The organism is Chlamydiales bacterium (assembly GCA_041395025.1).
GTDB lineage: Bacteria > Chlamydiota > Chlamydiia > Chlamydiales > JAAKFR01 > JAJACP01.
This window is the reverse complement of sequence record JAWLBH010000001.1, coordinates 37,979-53,340: the sequence shown is the minus strand read 5'-3', so window position 1 is coordinate 53,340 and position 15,362 is coordinate 37,979. Positions and strand designations below refer to the sequence as shown.

Sequence of the window (15,362 nt, the reverse complement as noted above, 5' to 3'; positions counted from 1 at the left end):
TGACTTACCCTAATTATGATAACATAAAACATGTATTAGAAATTATTTATGGAGAAAAAGAATAACATCTCCATCTTGAACAATATAATGACGTCCTTCATAACGAACCTTACCCGCCTCACGAACCCCTCGTCTTCCTTTATATTTGACCATGTCATCAAAGGAAATAACTTCAGCCCGAATAAATCCTTTTTCGAGATCAGTATGGATTTTCCCAGCAGCTTCCGCAGCATTTGTCCCTTTATGAATTGTCCATGCTCTTGTCTCTTTTTCTCCAGTTGTAAGATAAGTAATAAACCCTAAGGTATCAAAAGCAGTACGAATCAAACGATTTAAACCAGTCTCTTTAAGTCCAAGAGAAATTAAAAACTCTTGCCGTTCTTTCTCAGGCAACTCTGAAATCTCAGACTCAATTTTAGCGCATATCGGAATAACAGCATTCCTCTCCTTAGCTGCATAATGAGACAGTTCATTAACATATTTATTATCCATAGAGGGTAAATCATTCTCAGCAACATTGGCGGCATATATGATTTTTTTTTGAGTTAAAAAAAGATAGGGTTTTAGCAAAAGATGCTCTTCAAGAGACAAGTTTATATTGCGAACAGGACAGCCTTGATCAAGGTGATCTCGAGTTTTCTGGAGGACATCAAGCAAAGCAATTGAGTCTTTATTTCCCTTTAACCGTTTCTCTAATTTTTGTAAAATTTTTTGGATAGTCTGTAGATCAGCAAGAATGAGTTCGATATTAATTGTTTCAATATCTTCTAGGGGATGAATTCTCCCCCCCACATGGGTGATATCTTCATCTTCAAAACATCTTACGACTTGAATAATTGCATCGGTTTCACGAATATGCGCAAGAAATTGATTCCCTAAACCCTCCCCTTTTGCTGCTCCTTTGATAAGACCAGCAATGTCCACAAATCGCATTGAAGCATAAATCATCTTTTGACTATTTGAAAGATGCGATAAGATTTCAATTCTAGGGTCAATGAGATCGACAATTCCTACATTTGGATCTATAGTACAAAAAGGATAGTTTAATGAAGGGGCTCCTGCAGAGGTTAATGCATTAAAAAGCGTAGTCTTCCCCACGTTTGGAAGACCAACAAATCCACAGGACAATCCTGAATTTAAGACAAACTCTTCTACCATAAGAAACAAGTATAAGTTAGAAGAGGTTTTCTGGAAAGATAGCATCTTCTATAGTAATTAAGATATGGCTGAAAAAACCGAAAAGGCAACCCCTAAAAAATTAAAAGACGCGCGTAAAAAAGGTCAGGTTGCAAAATCTCAAGATTTTCCATCTGCACTGACATTTGTTACAGCACTAGGCATTACCTTCTACCTTAGCCGCTTTCTCTATCATCAGATTGGAGGATATATGCTTCAAATTTTTAAAGCTGCTCCTTCAACAGACCTTGAGTTAAGCGCATCTTTTTATCTTAAAGAAATGGTTTATGTCATTCTGAAAGCTTCACTTCCTATTGCAATTATCGTAGCAACTGTTGGATTAGTTGTGAGTTTTTTAATCATTGGTCCAACATTCGCAGTTGAAGTATTTAAACCTAATCTGAAAAAATTTAACCCAGTCGAAAATATTAAGCAAAAATTTAAAATGAAAACCTTGATTGAATTAATAAAATCAGTTTTCAAAATTTTTGGAGCCGCAGTTTTAATCTTTTTTGCTGTCCGTCACAGCATCAGTGACCTAGTTGCAACAGTTGCTCTCCCTCCCATGCTTTCTTTTATTGTGTTTAAAAAAATTATATACAAAGTAGCTATCTGGATTGGGATTTATTTTATATTGATCGCTGTCGCAGATCTTGTTTACCAACAATATAATTTTGCTAAAGAGATGAGGATGGAAAAATTTGAAGTGAAACAAGAATTTAAGGATACAGATGGCAACCCTGAAATCAAGAGTAAGAGAAGAGAGCTAGCTCGCGAAATTGCCTATGATGATGAAACGACAAATATTCGTAAAGCAAAGACACTCATTACTAATCCAAAAGATGTTGCTATTGCTATTGGATATGAACCTAAAAAATATAGAGCCCCATGGATCATTGCGATAGGGACAGAAAAGAATGCAATTAGTATGATAAATGCTGCTGAGAAATTTCAAATTCCGATTATGAGAAATGTGCCTTTGGCACACCAATTGCTTGAAGAAGGTGATGTGAACAAATTGATTCCTGAAACCACTTACGAAGCAGTTGGGGAAATTCTCCTTTACATAATCTCTTTAAACGTAGAAGAAGAAAGTTAAATGAAACGCGCATTGAATTTTTTCATAAGAACTCTAAGTGGAGAAGCTGCCATCTCTACTATTAACCAATCAAGCGATCTCATTCTAGCAGCATGGGTCATCGCAGTGATTGTGATGATTGTGTTGCCTGTTCCTCCTCCAATCATTGACTTCTTAATTACACTAAACTTAACTGCAGCTGTTGGTTTGCTTATGGTCGCACTCTACATCCCAAGTGCTATCCATCTCTCAATGTTTCCTGCACTTCTTTTAGTCACTACCCTCTTTAGATTAGGAGTTAACATCTCTTCAACACGACAAATTTTGCTTCATGCCTATTCAGGAGAAATTATCTCAGCTTTTGGTCATTTTGTCGTGGGAGGTAACTATGTCGTTGGATTTGTCATTTTTTTAATTATTACAATTGTCCAGTTTATTGTTGTTACAAAAGGAGCAGAAAGAGTTGCTGAAGTGGCTGCTCGATTCCGTTTAGATGGCATGCCGGGTAAACAAATGGCTATCGATGCTGATATGCGTGCTGGAGCAATCGATTCCAATCAAGCTCGTCAAAAACGTGCTATGATTCAGAAGGAAAGTGAGCTATATGGAGCCATGGATGGAGCCATGAAGTTTGTCAAAGGAGATGTCATTGCGGGTATGGTCATCGCCTTTATTAATATTGTGGGGGGGTTAATTATTGGAGTGGCTAGCCATGGAATGACCCTTGCTCAGGCTGCGCGTATATATACCCTTCTTTCGATTGGAGATGGTCTTGTTTCTCAAATGCCCTCTCTTTTGATCTCTCTGACTGCTGGTCTTGTGACCACTCGTGTTTCTAGCGACAGACAAGATACTAATATGGGACGAGAGATTTCGCTACAATTATTACGAGAACCACGTGCTCTTTTCATCTCAGCTGGTGCTACATTAGGTCTAGGCTTTTTTAAAGGTTTTCCTCTTTGGACTTTTTCGATCCTTGCTTTTATCCTAGCAACAAGTGGATTTGCAATTTTGCGAAAAAAAAAGAAACAAGAGGCAAAAGCCAGTGCAAATGCTACTAGTACGATTGAAACAGATGTAGAAGGACATGCCATTGTTGGGAGTGGACAAGAAGAATATGCTTTAATACTCCCAGTAATTTTAGAGGTTGGTGAGAACCTTGTTCATCTAATTGAAAAAAAAATAAAAGGAAACCCCAATCTTGTGGAAACACTAATTCCACAAATGCGTCAAGCCCTCTACCAAGATTTAGGGATACGATTTCCAGGAGTCCATGTACGTACAAATTCGCCTAGTCTTAAAAAAGATGAATATGCCATTTTTTTGAATGAGGTCCTAGTCATTCGAGGAAAAATTCCTGAAAATTATCTTTTAACTAATGAAATCGAAGAAAATCTCCGTCGCTACAATCTTCCATTTATTTCTTATAAAAATGCACTAGGTTTACCAACACTTTGGGTAGAAAAGCAATATCAAGAGATCATGAATAAAGCAGGGATTAAATTTTGGCTTCCTCTTGAGGTAGTGATTCTCCATTTATCTTATTTTTTTAGACAGAATGCGGAAAGTTTTTTAGGGATTCAAGAAGTTCGTTCAATGCTAGATTTTATGGAACGTTCCTTTCCTGATCTTGTTAAAGAAGTCACGCGTTTAATCCCTATTCAGAAGTTAACAGAGATTTTTCGCCGTCTTGTTCAAGAACAAATTTCAATTAAAGATTTACGCACTATTATGGAAGCTTTAAGTGAGTGGGCACAAACTGAAAAAGATACAGTTTTATTAACTGATTACGTACGTGCTTCTTTAAAAAGATATATCAGTTATAAATACTCTCAAGGGCAATCAAACCTATCTGTTTACTTATTAGATCCTGAAATAGAAGAAATGGTTCGAGGGGCCATTAAACAAACATCAGCTGGGTCTTATCTAGCTCTTGATCCTGATTCTGTAAATATGATTCTAAAAGGGTTACGGAATAACATCACCCCCACTCCACCTGGAGGGCAACCACCTGTTTTGCTCACTGCAATTGATGTACGTCGTTTTGTGAGAAAACTCATTGAAAATGAATATCCTGACCTTTCAGTGATTTCCTATCAAGAGATTTTACCTGAAATACAAATTCAACCGTTAGGTAGGATTCAAATAAAATAATTTTTTTTTTGGAGGGGAAAACTCAGTGCCTGATTCAATTCAACCAATTAATCTTGCAGCTATTGAACAACGTGCTACACAGAAAGAAGCACGTCAAGCACAGATACGCCAAGAAGCTGCCAAATCTATGTTTATCGAAGAGATCGAACAAGGTTTTAATCCTGATGCAGTTAACAGAGAACAAAGTCGACTCGCTAGGTTTAAACGCCTTGAAACACGTAAAAAAGAACCTCATGAAAAAATGGAGAGGGTGAACGAGGTTAAAAAAAGATCTGAGGAAGATCTTGCTCAAAGTTACTACCAGCGTAATGCTGAACTTCCTCCTGATCGCCTTAGGACATTGCTAAAAACTCTAAAACATGGTCAAACTCCAGAAGAAATCCTCGATGATGTGATGGAAAAATTTCCAGATGTGACTTTGGCTGATGAAGCACTCAAATATCTGGAACAAGAAACAAAAAATGATCTTCAATCAAGTGTCCGCCTAGCAAGAGAGCTTCTAAACAAATTAAACGAACGTGAAATCATTGCGGGACGTAATATTGATACAGTAGCGAAATCTTTCCATCGAAAAGGCATTGGAAATAGCCCTACCGAGTTAAGAGAACTCTATAGAGATATTACTGGAAATCCACGCGATCACAATACCTTATTTTCAGAACTTTCAAATCACTATTCCTTTGATCAACTAAAACTTGTTGTAGCTTTTTTGCTTAAAGGATTGGTATACGACCTAAAATCTAAAGGACCTTCTATTCAACAAGCTGAGCTAATGCGTTTAATGACTGACACACGCAATTTGCAATCAATACTTTGGGTCTATTTTTTTTTCAAATCACGTATGAAATTGATAAATTCATTATATGGGGCTTATGAGATTCACAAGGACAATCTTCTTAATTTTGAAGTGCTCGCTCAACAATTCATTAAGCTCGTTGAAGAGCGTTATCCTTCTGTTCTTAAACTTCTCAAACAACTAGAAGCATTTGGTTCTCTTGAAGATCTAGAAAAAATTATTATTTTAATGCAATACCGTGATGGCATCCGGCAACTCTCTCCACGTCTTTATAAATCTTTAAGACATCGACAAAATTTACTTCTTATTATTTTAGAAGCAATTGAAAATCTAGAAGAAGAAATTCATGAAGAAGAGGATTAACTATGGGAGTATTTGAGCATCTGATGCAAGATCTTGGAAAAATCATAGGTCTCAATTTGCAACTTGATGCAAATCTTTCATGTTGCCTAACTTTTCCAAGCGACCGTCTATCAATACAAATAGACCTTGATCCAAATGGCGACCAAATCCTTATAGGAACACAATTAGGAGAAATTTTTCCTGGACCTTATAGGGAACGCATTTTTATTCAAGCTATGCGTATGAACGGAGGCTCCTATTCTCCTCGTGGAATTCTCGCTTTTAGTGAAAAAAATTCTCGCTTTGTATTATTCCAATTTCTTCCCCTTCCATCATTAAATGCAGAACAACTTTATCAATTTATTCAAACTTTTTGTGAACATGCAAAAATATGGAAAGATGCTGTAGAAAAAGGAGAAATTCCTGCTATGCAATTAGATTTACCATCTCGGGATGGATCATAGTTATGGAAGATGAGAAGTTAAAAAAAGAAATTTTAAAAAAATCTACTGGTGATCAATGGAATAAAATTGGAATCAGAAATCATCATGGCATCTGTTTTCCTCTTTTTTCTCTTCATTCAGAAAATAGTTGTGGCATTGGAGAGTTTTTTGATCTCATTCCTATGATTAAATGGTGCAGAAGGATGGGCATGAATATAATTCAACTGCTGCCTCTCAATGATACTGGTCTAAGTACAAGTCCTTACAATGCGATTTCAGCGAATGCTCTTTCTCCTATCCATATTACTCTTTCTGCTTTATTTCAAATAGAACGCGTGCCCGATTATCAACAAAAACTCGCAAAAATTCGTTACTGGAACTATACCGATCGGGTTAAATATTATATTGTCAGAGAGTTAAAATTTGCTTTTTTCCGAGAGTATGTTCCTCTCGTTTATCAGGATTATAGTCAAAGTACTGATTATCAATTATTTCTTCAACAAAATCCATGGATTCAACCCTATGCGCTTTTTAACTCTTTGAAGGAAGAACAACTCTGGACACACTGGGAAGAGTGGCCAATTTATCTCAAAAACCCCTCTGAAAATGAGTACAAAGAATTGTGTAAGAAGTACGAGAAAAAATGCCAGTTTTACACTTTTCTGCAATATATAAGTTATAAACAACTCAAAAAAGTAAAACAGATTGCGACACAAAATAATATCCTCCTAAAAGGAGATATTCCTATTTTAATTAGCCGTGATAGTGTGGATGTTTGGCACTTTCGTCGTTACTTCTTTATGAACCAAGTTGCTGGTGCTCCTCCTGATATGCAATCACGAGAGGGACAATATTGGGGTTTCCCAACATATAATTGGAAAGAAATTGAAAAAGATGGTTACCAATGGTGGGAAGAACGGCTACAAACTGCGAGCTATTTTTATCATCTCTATCGAATAGATCATGTCGTAGGCTTTTTTCGTATATGGTCAATTCCCGTGGGTCAACCTGCAAAAGCAGGAGCATTTTTCCCTGTAAATAAAGAAGAATGGATGTCTCAGGGAGTTAAACTCATCAAAATGCTCATTCAAAAAGGGAAAATGTTTCCTATTGCTGAAGATTTAGGTGTAGTTCCTTTAGAGATAAAAAACTCTCTCCATGATTTGGGTCTGTGTGGAACAAAGATGATGCGGTGGGAAAGGTACTGGGAGAGTGAGGGGAGTTTTATCCCAATCAATCAATACCAACCCACTACAATGACCACTGTTTCTAATCATGACTCTGATCCCTTACAACTTTGGTGGAGACATTTTCCTAAAGAAGCAAAACTCTTCTGTCAATTTAAACAATGGGGTTATAAACCCTTCCTAACTCTTCATCAACATAAGGAAATATTGTGGGACTCGCACCATTCTTCAAGCCTTTTACATATTAATCCACTACAAGAATATTTAGCTCTTTTTCCTCAACTTATATCTGAAAATCCAAATAATGAAAGAATCAATATCCCAGGCACCATTCTTAGCACGAATTGGACTTATCGATTTCGTCTACCCATCGAAAAAATCACTGAAAACATTCCTTTAGCAGAAACCATCCATAATTTAATAAAATAATCTTATTTTGTTTCAAAAACAATCTGATGATCGTGTAAACGAATTTTAATCGTACTATTACTACTGATTTGTCCTTCTAAAATGCCTTTAGATAAAAGATTCACTAATTTATTTTGAATTAACCTTTTTAAAGGACGTGCTCCAAAAGCAGGACTATAACCTTCTTGAGCAAGAAAATCGATGACATTTTCGTCCCACAAAAGTTGTATTTGCTTTTCCTTGAGTCTATTAACTACACGATCTATTTGAATAAGGACAATTTTATGCATTTGTTTTTGTTGAAGAGGAAGAAAAGGAAGGATCTCATCAAGACGGTTGAGAAATTCTGGACGAAAATATTGAGTCAATAAAGGTTCGACTTTCTTGAGTACTTCTTCTTTAGTGATTAGAAATTCTGCCTGACCACTCTGAATGGCCGACATTAATTGTTCTGATCCAATATTCGAAGTCATAATAAACAAAGCATTCTTACAATTTACTTTCCTTCCCTTACTATCAGTTAAACGCCCATCATCAAATACTTGAAGAAGAATATTGAAGACGTCATGGTGCGCTTTTTCAATTTCATCAAGCAAAACAACAGCATATGGACGACGACGCAAAGCTTCTGAAAGTTGCCCTCCTTCATCATATCCAACATAGCCGGGAGGAGAGCCTATCAATTTAGAAACAGTATGTTTCTCCATGTATTCAGACATATCGAGACGAATCATTGCGTCTTCATTATTAAAAAGTTGGTTAGCTAAAATTTTTGCTAACTCAGTTTTTCCTACCCCAGTTGGTCCTAAAAAAAGAAAGACCCCAGTTGGTCGATTTGGATCATTTAAACCAGCCCTTGCAGAGCGAATTGCATCACTGACAGCTTTCACTGCAAAAGATTGACCAACTAATTGTTTTTCGATGATTTCTTCTAAATGTAAAAGCTTTTGAGCTTCCCCTTCCAACATTTTTTCGACAGGAATGCCTGTCCATTTTGCTACAATTTGAGCAATTAAAAATTCATCGACTTCTTCTTGAAGTAAACGTCCATCTTGTCTTGCTAATTCATCTTGTAATCTAAGAACTTCCTTCTCAAGTGCTGGAATATCATTATAACGCAATTGCGCCACTTTATTATATTCAGCCACTCGTTCAGCTTCTTCTTCTTGAAATCTTAGTTGTTCTAATCTATTTTTTTTATCTTTTAATGATAATAACATCCCCTTCTCATTTTCCCAACGTGTCTTAAGACTTGCTAACTCTTCTTTTATATTCGCAATTTTTTTCTTAAGTTCATCACTTTCTCCTTTTACATGCTCTGTTTTAGATCCTTCCTGTTGCACAATAAGAGAGGCAAGTTCTCTCTCTTTTATATCAATTGGTAAAGGACGAGAACCAAGTTGCATACGTATTAGACTCGCTGCTTCATCTACCAAATCAATGGCTTTATCAGGAAGAAACCTATCAGAAATATAGCGATGTGAAAGATGGACCGCAGCATGAAGAGCGTCTTCTGTAATGCGCACTCCATGAAAAATTTCATAACGCTCTTTCAAACCTCGTAAAATTGCGATTGAATCTTCTAAAGAAGGCTCTAATACCATCACTGTTTGAAAACGACGCTCTAAAGCCGCATCCTTCTCGATATATTTTTGATATTCATTTAAAGTGGTAGCACCAATACAGTGAAGTAGTCCTCTAGCAAGTGCTGGCTTTAAAAGATTTGCAGCATCCATTGCACCTTCTGCTGCTCCTGCTCCAACTAGGGTATGAACCTCATCAATGAAAAGAATAATTTCCCCTTCTTTTTGTTCGATCTCTCCTAAAATAGCTTTTAACCTTTCTTCAAATTCCCCACGAAACTTAGTGCCAGCAATTAAACTGCCCATATCCAATGCAACAAGTTGTTTGTTTAGTAATGATTCAGGAACATCTTTTTGCACAATTCTTTGAGCTAATCCCTCAACAATCGCTGTTTTGCCTACTCCAGGCTCTCCAATAAGCATCGGATTATTTTTTGTACGTCGACTTAATACCTGTATCGTTCTTCGAATTTCTTCATCACGCCCGATCACTGGATCTAGCTTCCCCTCTTTTGCTAAGGCAGTGTAATTTTTGCAATATTTCTCCAAACTTTTCATACTAGATTCAGCCGTAGGTGAATCCATATGACGATTTCCACGAATTTTCTCAATCAACGATTTTAAATCCTTTAAAGAAAAACCGGTTGCTTTACGCCATAATGCAAATGGTTCCCCACCACTCTTCCAAAAACTTAATAAAAAATGATCGCTGGAAATATAACTATCACCCAGTTCAGTAGAAAATTTCTGAGCCTCCATGATACGTGCTTGAAAATCTGATGAAGGTTTTGGAGGACCACCTTCTCCTGTATACTTTGGCAAATGTGCGAGAAAATTTTTAAGATGAGTCAATAACTCTTTTGTATTTCCCGAAGTTTCATTTAAAAGCGTAGAAAAATACCCCTGAGGATTTTCTAGGAAAGAGACAAGTAAATGGTTTTCTGTAATTTCAGGATGATGATTTTCTTGTGCTTTTTGAAAGGCACTTTGTACTGCTTCTTGAGCAGCTTCAGAAAATTTTTCCATAACAATCTCCCTGTTAGATACTCATATCAGTTTGAGAAAAAATTATAATCTCAAATAAACAGTAGATGCAAGGATTTTCTAAATCCTAATCAGGAAGATCAATCGACTCTTTGATAAGTTATGATTTCTCCTATTGCGGACAATAGGCTGTAAGCATTCTTCTTAAGTCTTTTAAAGCCTTTGGTAAAAAATTATGTTTAGCTGTAATCGATTCTGCTTGTATAAGATAATACCAACATGCTTTAAAATCCTGTCTTTCTCCATACAACATTGCAAGATAATAGGCTGTAATCGGATTATCTGGATCCATTTCCATACAACAGTGTAAGGCTTTAATCGCCTCTTTTGTTCGATGTAACTGAATCCAAGTGACAGCAAGTTGTTGCATTCCTTCTTTAAAGTGGGGATATTTCTGCATAATAGCTTGAAGTGCCTTTTGTTTTTTAATAATTGAATTCCGTGTTTCATCCACATTCGAAAAAACCACTTGAATGCCATCAATTCCCACATTGCCAGCTAAATAATCCTCAACCATTCCATGTTTGACCACAGCTTCATCTGGAATTTGTCCTTTAATTTGATTTAACAGCTTTTCTCCTTCTTCTTTTTGCCCGTTAAGGATATAGCTATAACCCAACAACTCTTTCATAAGAATGTCTTCAGGGAGATAAAGAAAAGCTTTTTTATAGGCATTTAAGGCTTGGGCGAATTGATTTGCATTGAGATAAGCAGATCCCTGGTTAATATAAGTCATCCCAATGACCTCTTTCAAATCACGCTTCCGTAAGCTACGATTATTGATCCCTAAATATACTTCACTTATTGGATGAGTTCCACGCGCAGTGGTTTCAATATTTATTATCTGCCCATTTTGATGATGACGAATATAGATATGACCCGGTGGAGTAATGATTTCAAGAGAAAGACCAATGCGCTGTGCAATAGCTAGGTAAAGAGCAGTCACTCCTAGACAAACTCCTAAATGATTGTCCATGACTGATGGAAGAAAGGTATATCGATCAATCTGATCTGCATATAAAGAATGAGGAGGAAATCGAAAATGCATCTTATCAAAGATAAATCGATTTGTTTCTTCAATTTTTTCAATCGCAGTGGCTTCATGTGGAAGTGCAGCTAAAATTTGAAGAGCCATCAAATCAAGCATTGCTGAATAACGACGTGCTTGTAAATAACAATCAGATTGACCATCTAATTGTGAAAGAAGTAATGCCATCCCTAAATCGATCTCTGCAGAATGAAGAGGAAATATCTCTTTCTCAGAATGGGCATAATATCCATTTAATTTACGATTCGGGAGACGAGCAGCTAACTTTTCAATTAAAATTATCTCTGATTCAAGTAATTGATCCGAAGATTTACCTAACGCTGATCCAACTGCTGCAATCTCTTCTTTACAAGCCGTCCCTAAAAGATCCATCACTCGTTTGAATGAAGGAGCATGTTCGGGATAAAGCTGATGATAAGCGATGGATTGAGCAACTGATGAAGGATCTAAACTATTGAAAAGAGCTGCTGTTGCAATAAATAAAAAAATCATTTCTAAGATCTTATTTTGTTGAGTCCATTTAAAGCAGCAATCCGGTATCCTTCTGCAAAAGTTGGATAATTGAAGACCTGATTAACAAAGTAATCGAGTTTTGCACCAAAAGACATAGCGACTTGCCCGATATGAATGAGCTCCGTAGCATTTCTTCCTATAATATGTGTCCCTAAAATATCAAGATTATTACGATTAAATAAAATTTTAAAAAGACCAATATGACCTGATCCCGTAATATGGCTCCGAGCAATTTCATAATAATAAGCCCGTCCAATCCCATAAGAAATATTTTTTTTCTGTAATTCTTCTTCAGTGTATCCACAAGAGGAGATTTCAGGAATTGTGTAAATTCCTAAGGGAAAAAGTTTAGGAAAAAGAGGGGTTTCTGCACTATAAGCATGTCTTCCAGCTAAACGTCCTTGTTCCATGCTCGTAGAAGCAAGTGCTGGAAATCCAATCACATCGCCAGCTGCATAAATATGAGGGATAGAAGTTTGAAAATACTGATTAGTAGGAATAAAACCTCGTTCATTCACCTGAACTCCAGATAGGTGAATATTTAAATCCTTGATATTTGCTTCACGACCTAGAGCATATAAAATCACTTCTCCTTCATAGATGGAATCGTCTTCACATATAACTCTGCCACAATTTTTCATACGCTCGACTATTTTTGGCCTTTTATGTGGGACAAAAACTAATCCAAATTCTTTCAAACTATATTGCAGATGAGCACCGATTTCCTCATCCAAAAAGTCGAGAAATCGATCCTGTTTGTCCAAAACTATAACTTTTGTCCCAAGCAAAGCAAAAAAACTTGCATACTCAGTACCAACCACTCCTCCTCCAAGGACAATCATGGTATCTGGTATATTTTCAATGGTAAGCAAACGGGTTGAGTCAAGAATGACATTAGAATCAAAAGGAATATCCATCGGATTACGTGGCTCTGATCCAGTGGCAATTAAAATTTTATCTGCACTGATCTCGCAAAAACACTCCCCTTTATCATTTAAAATAGCAAGTTGGTTTGGATTCTGAAATTGTGCTCTTCCTTGAATAAAGGAAATCTTATTTTTTTTAAAATTATGCAATAAAACTGCCCGTTCTCCTTCAAGGACAGTATTGAGTCGGTAATTTAGATCAAGAATGGTAACCTCGCGTAAACAACTAGAACCATAAAAACTTCTCTCATGATAATTGGTTAAATCAATAATTGCCTCGCGAAGAGATTTAGAAGGAATTGTTGCGGAATTCAAACAATGTCCTCCAGGCACAATCTCCTTTTCGATTATCACAACCGATTTTCCTAGTTTAGCGACTTGAAGTGCAGCTGTCTGTCCTGCAGGTCCTGAGCCAATGACAGCAAAATTAATTTTTATTTTTTTTATTTCATAACTCAAACATCCACCAATCTTTAATAATCCATTTTTAGATGACTTAAGATATAAGCTGGTACTTGCAAGATACATGCCATAGTGATATAATTTTTTTTCAATTAAAAATTGGAGTTTTTAATGTCTAGAAAATGTCAGATTACTGGTAAAAAACCACAAAAAGGTAGAAGTTATACCCTGCGTGGAATAGCTAAAAAGAAAAAGGGCATCGGACTCAATATTACAGGAAAAAATAAGCGACGTTTTTTGCCTAACTTAATTATAAAACGCTTTTGGTATCCCGAAGAAAATCGTTTTATTACCCTTCGTCTTGCAGTCTCTACAATGCGTACAATAGATAAACTAGGACTCGATTACGTACTCAAAAAAAGGCATATTCAAAACAAAAAATGCCTTCCCATCTAAATTTACGTGATTTTCTACAAGAACTTAGAAAATCAGAAGAAATTGTTGATGTCTATCATCCAGTCGATCCTGATCTAGAACTTGCTGAAATTCATAGGCGTGTTGCTGCTGTTAATGGCCCTGCTCTTTTTTTTCATCATGTGAAAAATTCTTCTTTTCCTGTTGTGACTAATTTATTTGGCTCACTTAAACGGGTGAAGTTAGCTTTTCCTAATCACCCTGAACAAGTCATTGCTCAATTAGTCCAGATGATTTCAAAAAACTTTCCCCCAAAGTGGAATCTTTTATGGAAAAATAGACAGCTTCTGAAAAACTGTCTCTATCTAGGAACAAAAAAATCGAAACACGGCCCCATTAAAGCAGTACACTGTCATCCTCCAAACCTGAACAAAATTCCTATGCTAAAAACATGGCCTATGGATGGAGGCCATTTCATTACTCTGCCACTTGTGTATACAGAATCTCCTGAGGCAAGGATTCCTAATTTAGGAATGTATCGTATTCAACGATATAACGCTACAGAAGCTGGTCTTCATTTTCAAATTCAAAAAGGAGGAGGATTTCATTTTTACCAAGCAGAAAAGGAAAATCAACCTCTACCTGTTTCTATCTTTATTGGTGGCCCTCCAGCTCTCATGTTAAGTGCGATTGCTCCTCTGCCTGAAAATATCTCAGAAACCATGATATGTGGATTGATACAAGGTAAGAAACTCGATGTATGCCATTCACCCTATACTTCGCATCCATTAATTTCTGAATGCGAATTTGCTTTAATTGGAAATGCACAGCCTCATATCCGACGATTAGAAGGACCATTTGGAGATCATTATGGTTATTATAGTTTAAAACACCCATTTCCTGTTTTCACTTGTGATGCTATCTACCATAGAAAAGATGCTATCTATCCTGCAACGATTGTAGGTAAACCTCGCCAAGAAGATTTTTATATAGGAAATTATCTACAGGAACTCCTCTCTCCTCTCTTTCCACTCGTGATGCCTGGTGTAAAAGCTTTATGGAGTTATGGTGAAACAGGTTTCCACTCTCTTTCAGCTGCTGTGGTCCAAGAACGGTATTATCGTGAGTCCATGGTTTCAGCATTTCGTATCTTAGGAGAAGGTCAACTTGCGCTCACTAAATTTCTCTTGCTCACTAACCAAACAGTAGATCTACGAAACTTTCGTGCCGTCTTAACTATAATTTTAGAAAGATTCTCTCCTGAAACAGATCTTTTTGTTTTTTCTAATCTTTCTCTTGATACCTTAGACTACACTGGTCCTAGCTTGAATCAAGGCTCGAGAGGAGTCATGCTAGGAATAGGAGAAAAACAACGCGATCTTCCTAACATCTATCAAGGCCAACTTCCTTTAACTCTTCGAAAAGCGCATCCATTTTCTCCTGGTTGTTTAGTGGTTGAAGGAGAATTTAATGAAACACTATTCGCTTATGAAGGATTTAAAGATTGGCCTCTTATCATTCTTGTAGATAACATCGAGCAAACAATCAAGAGTGAAACAGCATTTCTATGGACAGTTTTTACCCGATTTGAACCAGCTGCTGATCTTTATGCTAAAAAACAAGTGATCCGGAATCATATCGCCTATTCGGGTCCTCTTCTCATTGATGCTCGAATGAAAAAGAATTATCCCGATGAACTTTCTTGTGATTTAGAGACAAAAAACCATGTGACTAAACATTGGAACACTTATTTCCCAAATGGAATGGAAATGGGCGATAGTGAAACAGCTCATCTTAATTAACCACACAACTTTTTTTTCTAAAAAAATTGGAGTCACTTGATCAAAA

11 protein-coding genes are annotated in these 15,362 nt (G+C 36.5%); 7 read left to right on the top strand and 4 right to left on the bottom strand.

The annotated features are described in order from the left end of the window. Nucleotides 1–42: 42 nt before the first annotated feature. Nucleotides 43–1,158 (bottom strand): redox-regulated ATPase YchF, encoded by a 1,116-nt coding sequence (gene ychF / locus R3E91_00190; protein MEZ5314626.1) that lies wholly within the window; start codon nt 1,156–1,158, stop codon nt 43–45. A 64-nt stretch (nt 1,159–1,222) separates the two neighbouring features. On the opposite strand from ychF, the gene R3E91_00185 reads away from it, so the two are divergent. Genes R3E91_00185 through R3E91_00165 form a run of 5 tightly spaced genes read left to right on the top strand, consistent with a single transcriptional unit; the run spans nt 1,223 to nt 7,605 of the window. Next, the gene (locus R3E91_00185; GenBank protein MEZ5314625.1) at nt 1,223–2,275 is read left to right on the top strand and encodes an EscU/YscU/HrcU family type III secretion system export apparatus switch protein; all 1,053 of its coding nucleotides are present in this window, start codon (nt 1,223–1,225) and stop codon (nt 2,273–2,275) included. Continuing rightward, entirely contained in the window at nt 2,276–4,408 is a 2,133-nt protein-coding gene (sctV, locus tag R3E91_00180; protein MEZ5314624.1) for a type III secretion system export apparatus subunit SctV, read from the top strand. A gap of 25 nt (nt 4,409–4,433) precedes the next feature. After that, nucleotides 4,434–5,567: a type III secretion system gatekeeper subunit SctW gene (gene sctW, locus R3E91_00175; protein MEZ5314623.1), complete on the top strand. Its 1,134-nt coding sequence runs from the start codon at nt 4,434–4,436 to the stop codon at nt 5,565–5,567. Nucleotides 5,568–5,569: 2 nt separating this feature from the next. After that, nucleotides 5,570–6,010, top strand: a complete 441-nt coding sequence (locus R3E91_00170) for a CesT family type III secretion system chaperone (GenBank protein MEZ5314622.1) — start codon at nt 5,570–5,572, stop codon at nt 6,008–6,010. A gap of 2 nt (nt 6,011–6,012) precedes the next feature. Continuing rightward, the gene (locus R3E91_00165; protein ID MEZ5314621.1) at nt 6,013–7,605 is read left to right on the top strand and encodes a 4-alpha-glucanotransferase; all 1,593 of its coding nucleotides are present in this window, start codon (nt 6,013–6,015) and stop codon (nt 7,603–7,605) included. 2 nt (nt 7,606–7,607) lie between these two features. Here R3E91_00165 and R3E91_00160 read toward each other — a convergent pair whose 3' ends face one another. The 3 genes from R3E91_00160 to sthA form a co-directional block, all read right to left on the bottom strand. Then, nucleotides 7,608–10,193: an AAA family ATPase gene (locus tag R3E91_00160; protein MEZ5314620.1), complete on the bottom strand. Its 2,586-nt coding sequence runs from the start codon at nt 10,191–10,193 to the stop codon at nt 7,608–7,610. A 130-nt stretch (nt 10,194–10,323) separates the two neighbouring features. Further along, entirely contained in the window at nt 10,324–11,751 is a 1,428-nt protein-coding gene (locus tag R3E91_00155) for a transglutaminase family protein (protein MEZ5314619.1), read from the bottom strand. A 2-nt stretch (nt 11,752–11,753) separates the two neighbouring features. After that, nucleotides 11,754–13,226 (bottom strand): Si-specific NAD(P)(+) transhydrogenase, encoded by a 1,473-nt coding sequence (gene sthA, locus R3E91_00150; GenBank protein ID MEZ5314618.1) that lies wholly within the window; start codon nt 13,224–13,226, stop codon nt 11,754–11,756. A 45-nt stretch (nt 13,227–13,271) separates the two neighbouring features. Between sthA and rpmB the strand changes: the two genes are divergently transcribed. Together rpmB and R3E91_00140 are read left to right on the top strand one after the other, a co-directional pair. Further along, complete coding sequence (rpmB, locus tag R3E91_00145) at nt 13,272–13,556, top strand: 50S ribosomal protein L28 (GenBank protein MEZ5314617.1); 285 nt, start codon at nt 13,272–13,274, stop codon at nt 13,554–13,556. Further along, nucleotides 13,541–15,316 carry a UbiD family decarboxylase gene (locus R3E91_00140; GenBank protein MEZ5314616.1) on the top strand — a complete coding sequence of 592 codons (1,776 nt, stop codon included), beginning with the start codon at nt 13,541–13,543 and terminating at the stop codon, nt 15,314–15,316. The genes rpmB and R3E91_00140 overlap by 16 nt, the downstream gene beginning before the upstream one ends. Nucleotides 15,317–15,362 lie beyond the last annotated feature (46 nt).

What these genes read in the sequence shown, in the direction of transcription:
- R3E91_00185 (MEZ5314625.1), top strand. Translation starts at nt 1,223, where the DNA reads ATGGCTGAAAAAACCGAAAAGGCAACCCCTAAAAAATTAAAAGACGCG.
- rpmB (MEZ5314617.1), top strand. Translation starts at nt 13,272, where the DNA reads ATGTCTAGAAAATGTCAGATTACTGGTAAAAAACCACAAAAAGGTAGA.
- R3E91_00160 (MEZ5314620.1), bottom strand. Translation starts at nt 10,193, where the DNA reads ATGGAAAAATTTTCTGAAGCTGCTCAAGAAGCAGTACAAAGTGCCTTT.
- sctV (MEZ5314624.1), top strand. Translation starts at nt 2,276, where the DNA reads ATGAAACGCGCATTGAATTTTTTCATAAGAACTCTAAGTGGAGAAGCT.
- R3E91_00140 (MEZ5314616.1), top strand. Translation starts at nt 13,541, where the DNA reads ATGCCTTCCCATCTAAATTTACGTGATTTTCTACAAGAACTTAGAAAA.
- R3E91_00170 (MEZ5314622.1), top strand. Translation starts at nt 5,570, where the DNA reads ATGGGAGTATTTGAGCATCTGATGCAAGATCTTGGAAAAATCATAGGT.
- ychF (MEZ5314626.1), bottom strand. Translation starts at nt 1,158, where the DNA reads ATGGTAGAAGAGTTTGTCTTAAATTCAGGATTGTCCTGTGGATTTGTT.
- R3E91_00155 (MEZ5314619.1), bottom strand. Translation starts at nt 11,751, where the DNA reads ATGATTTTTTTATTTATTGCAACAGCAGCTCTTTTCAATAGTTTAGAT.
- sthA (MEZ5314618.1), bottom strand. Translation starts at nt 13,226, where the DNA reads ATGTATCTTGCAAGTACCAGCTTATATCTTAAGTCATCTAAAAATGGA.
- R3E91_00165 (MEZ5314621.1), top strand. Translation starts at nt 6,013, where the DNA reads ATGGAAGATGAGAAGTTAAAAAAAGAAATTTTAAAAAAATCTACTGGT.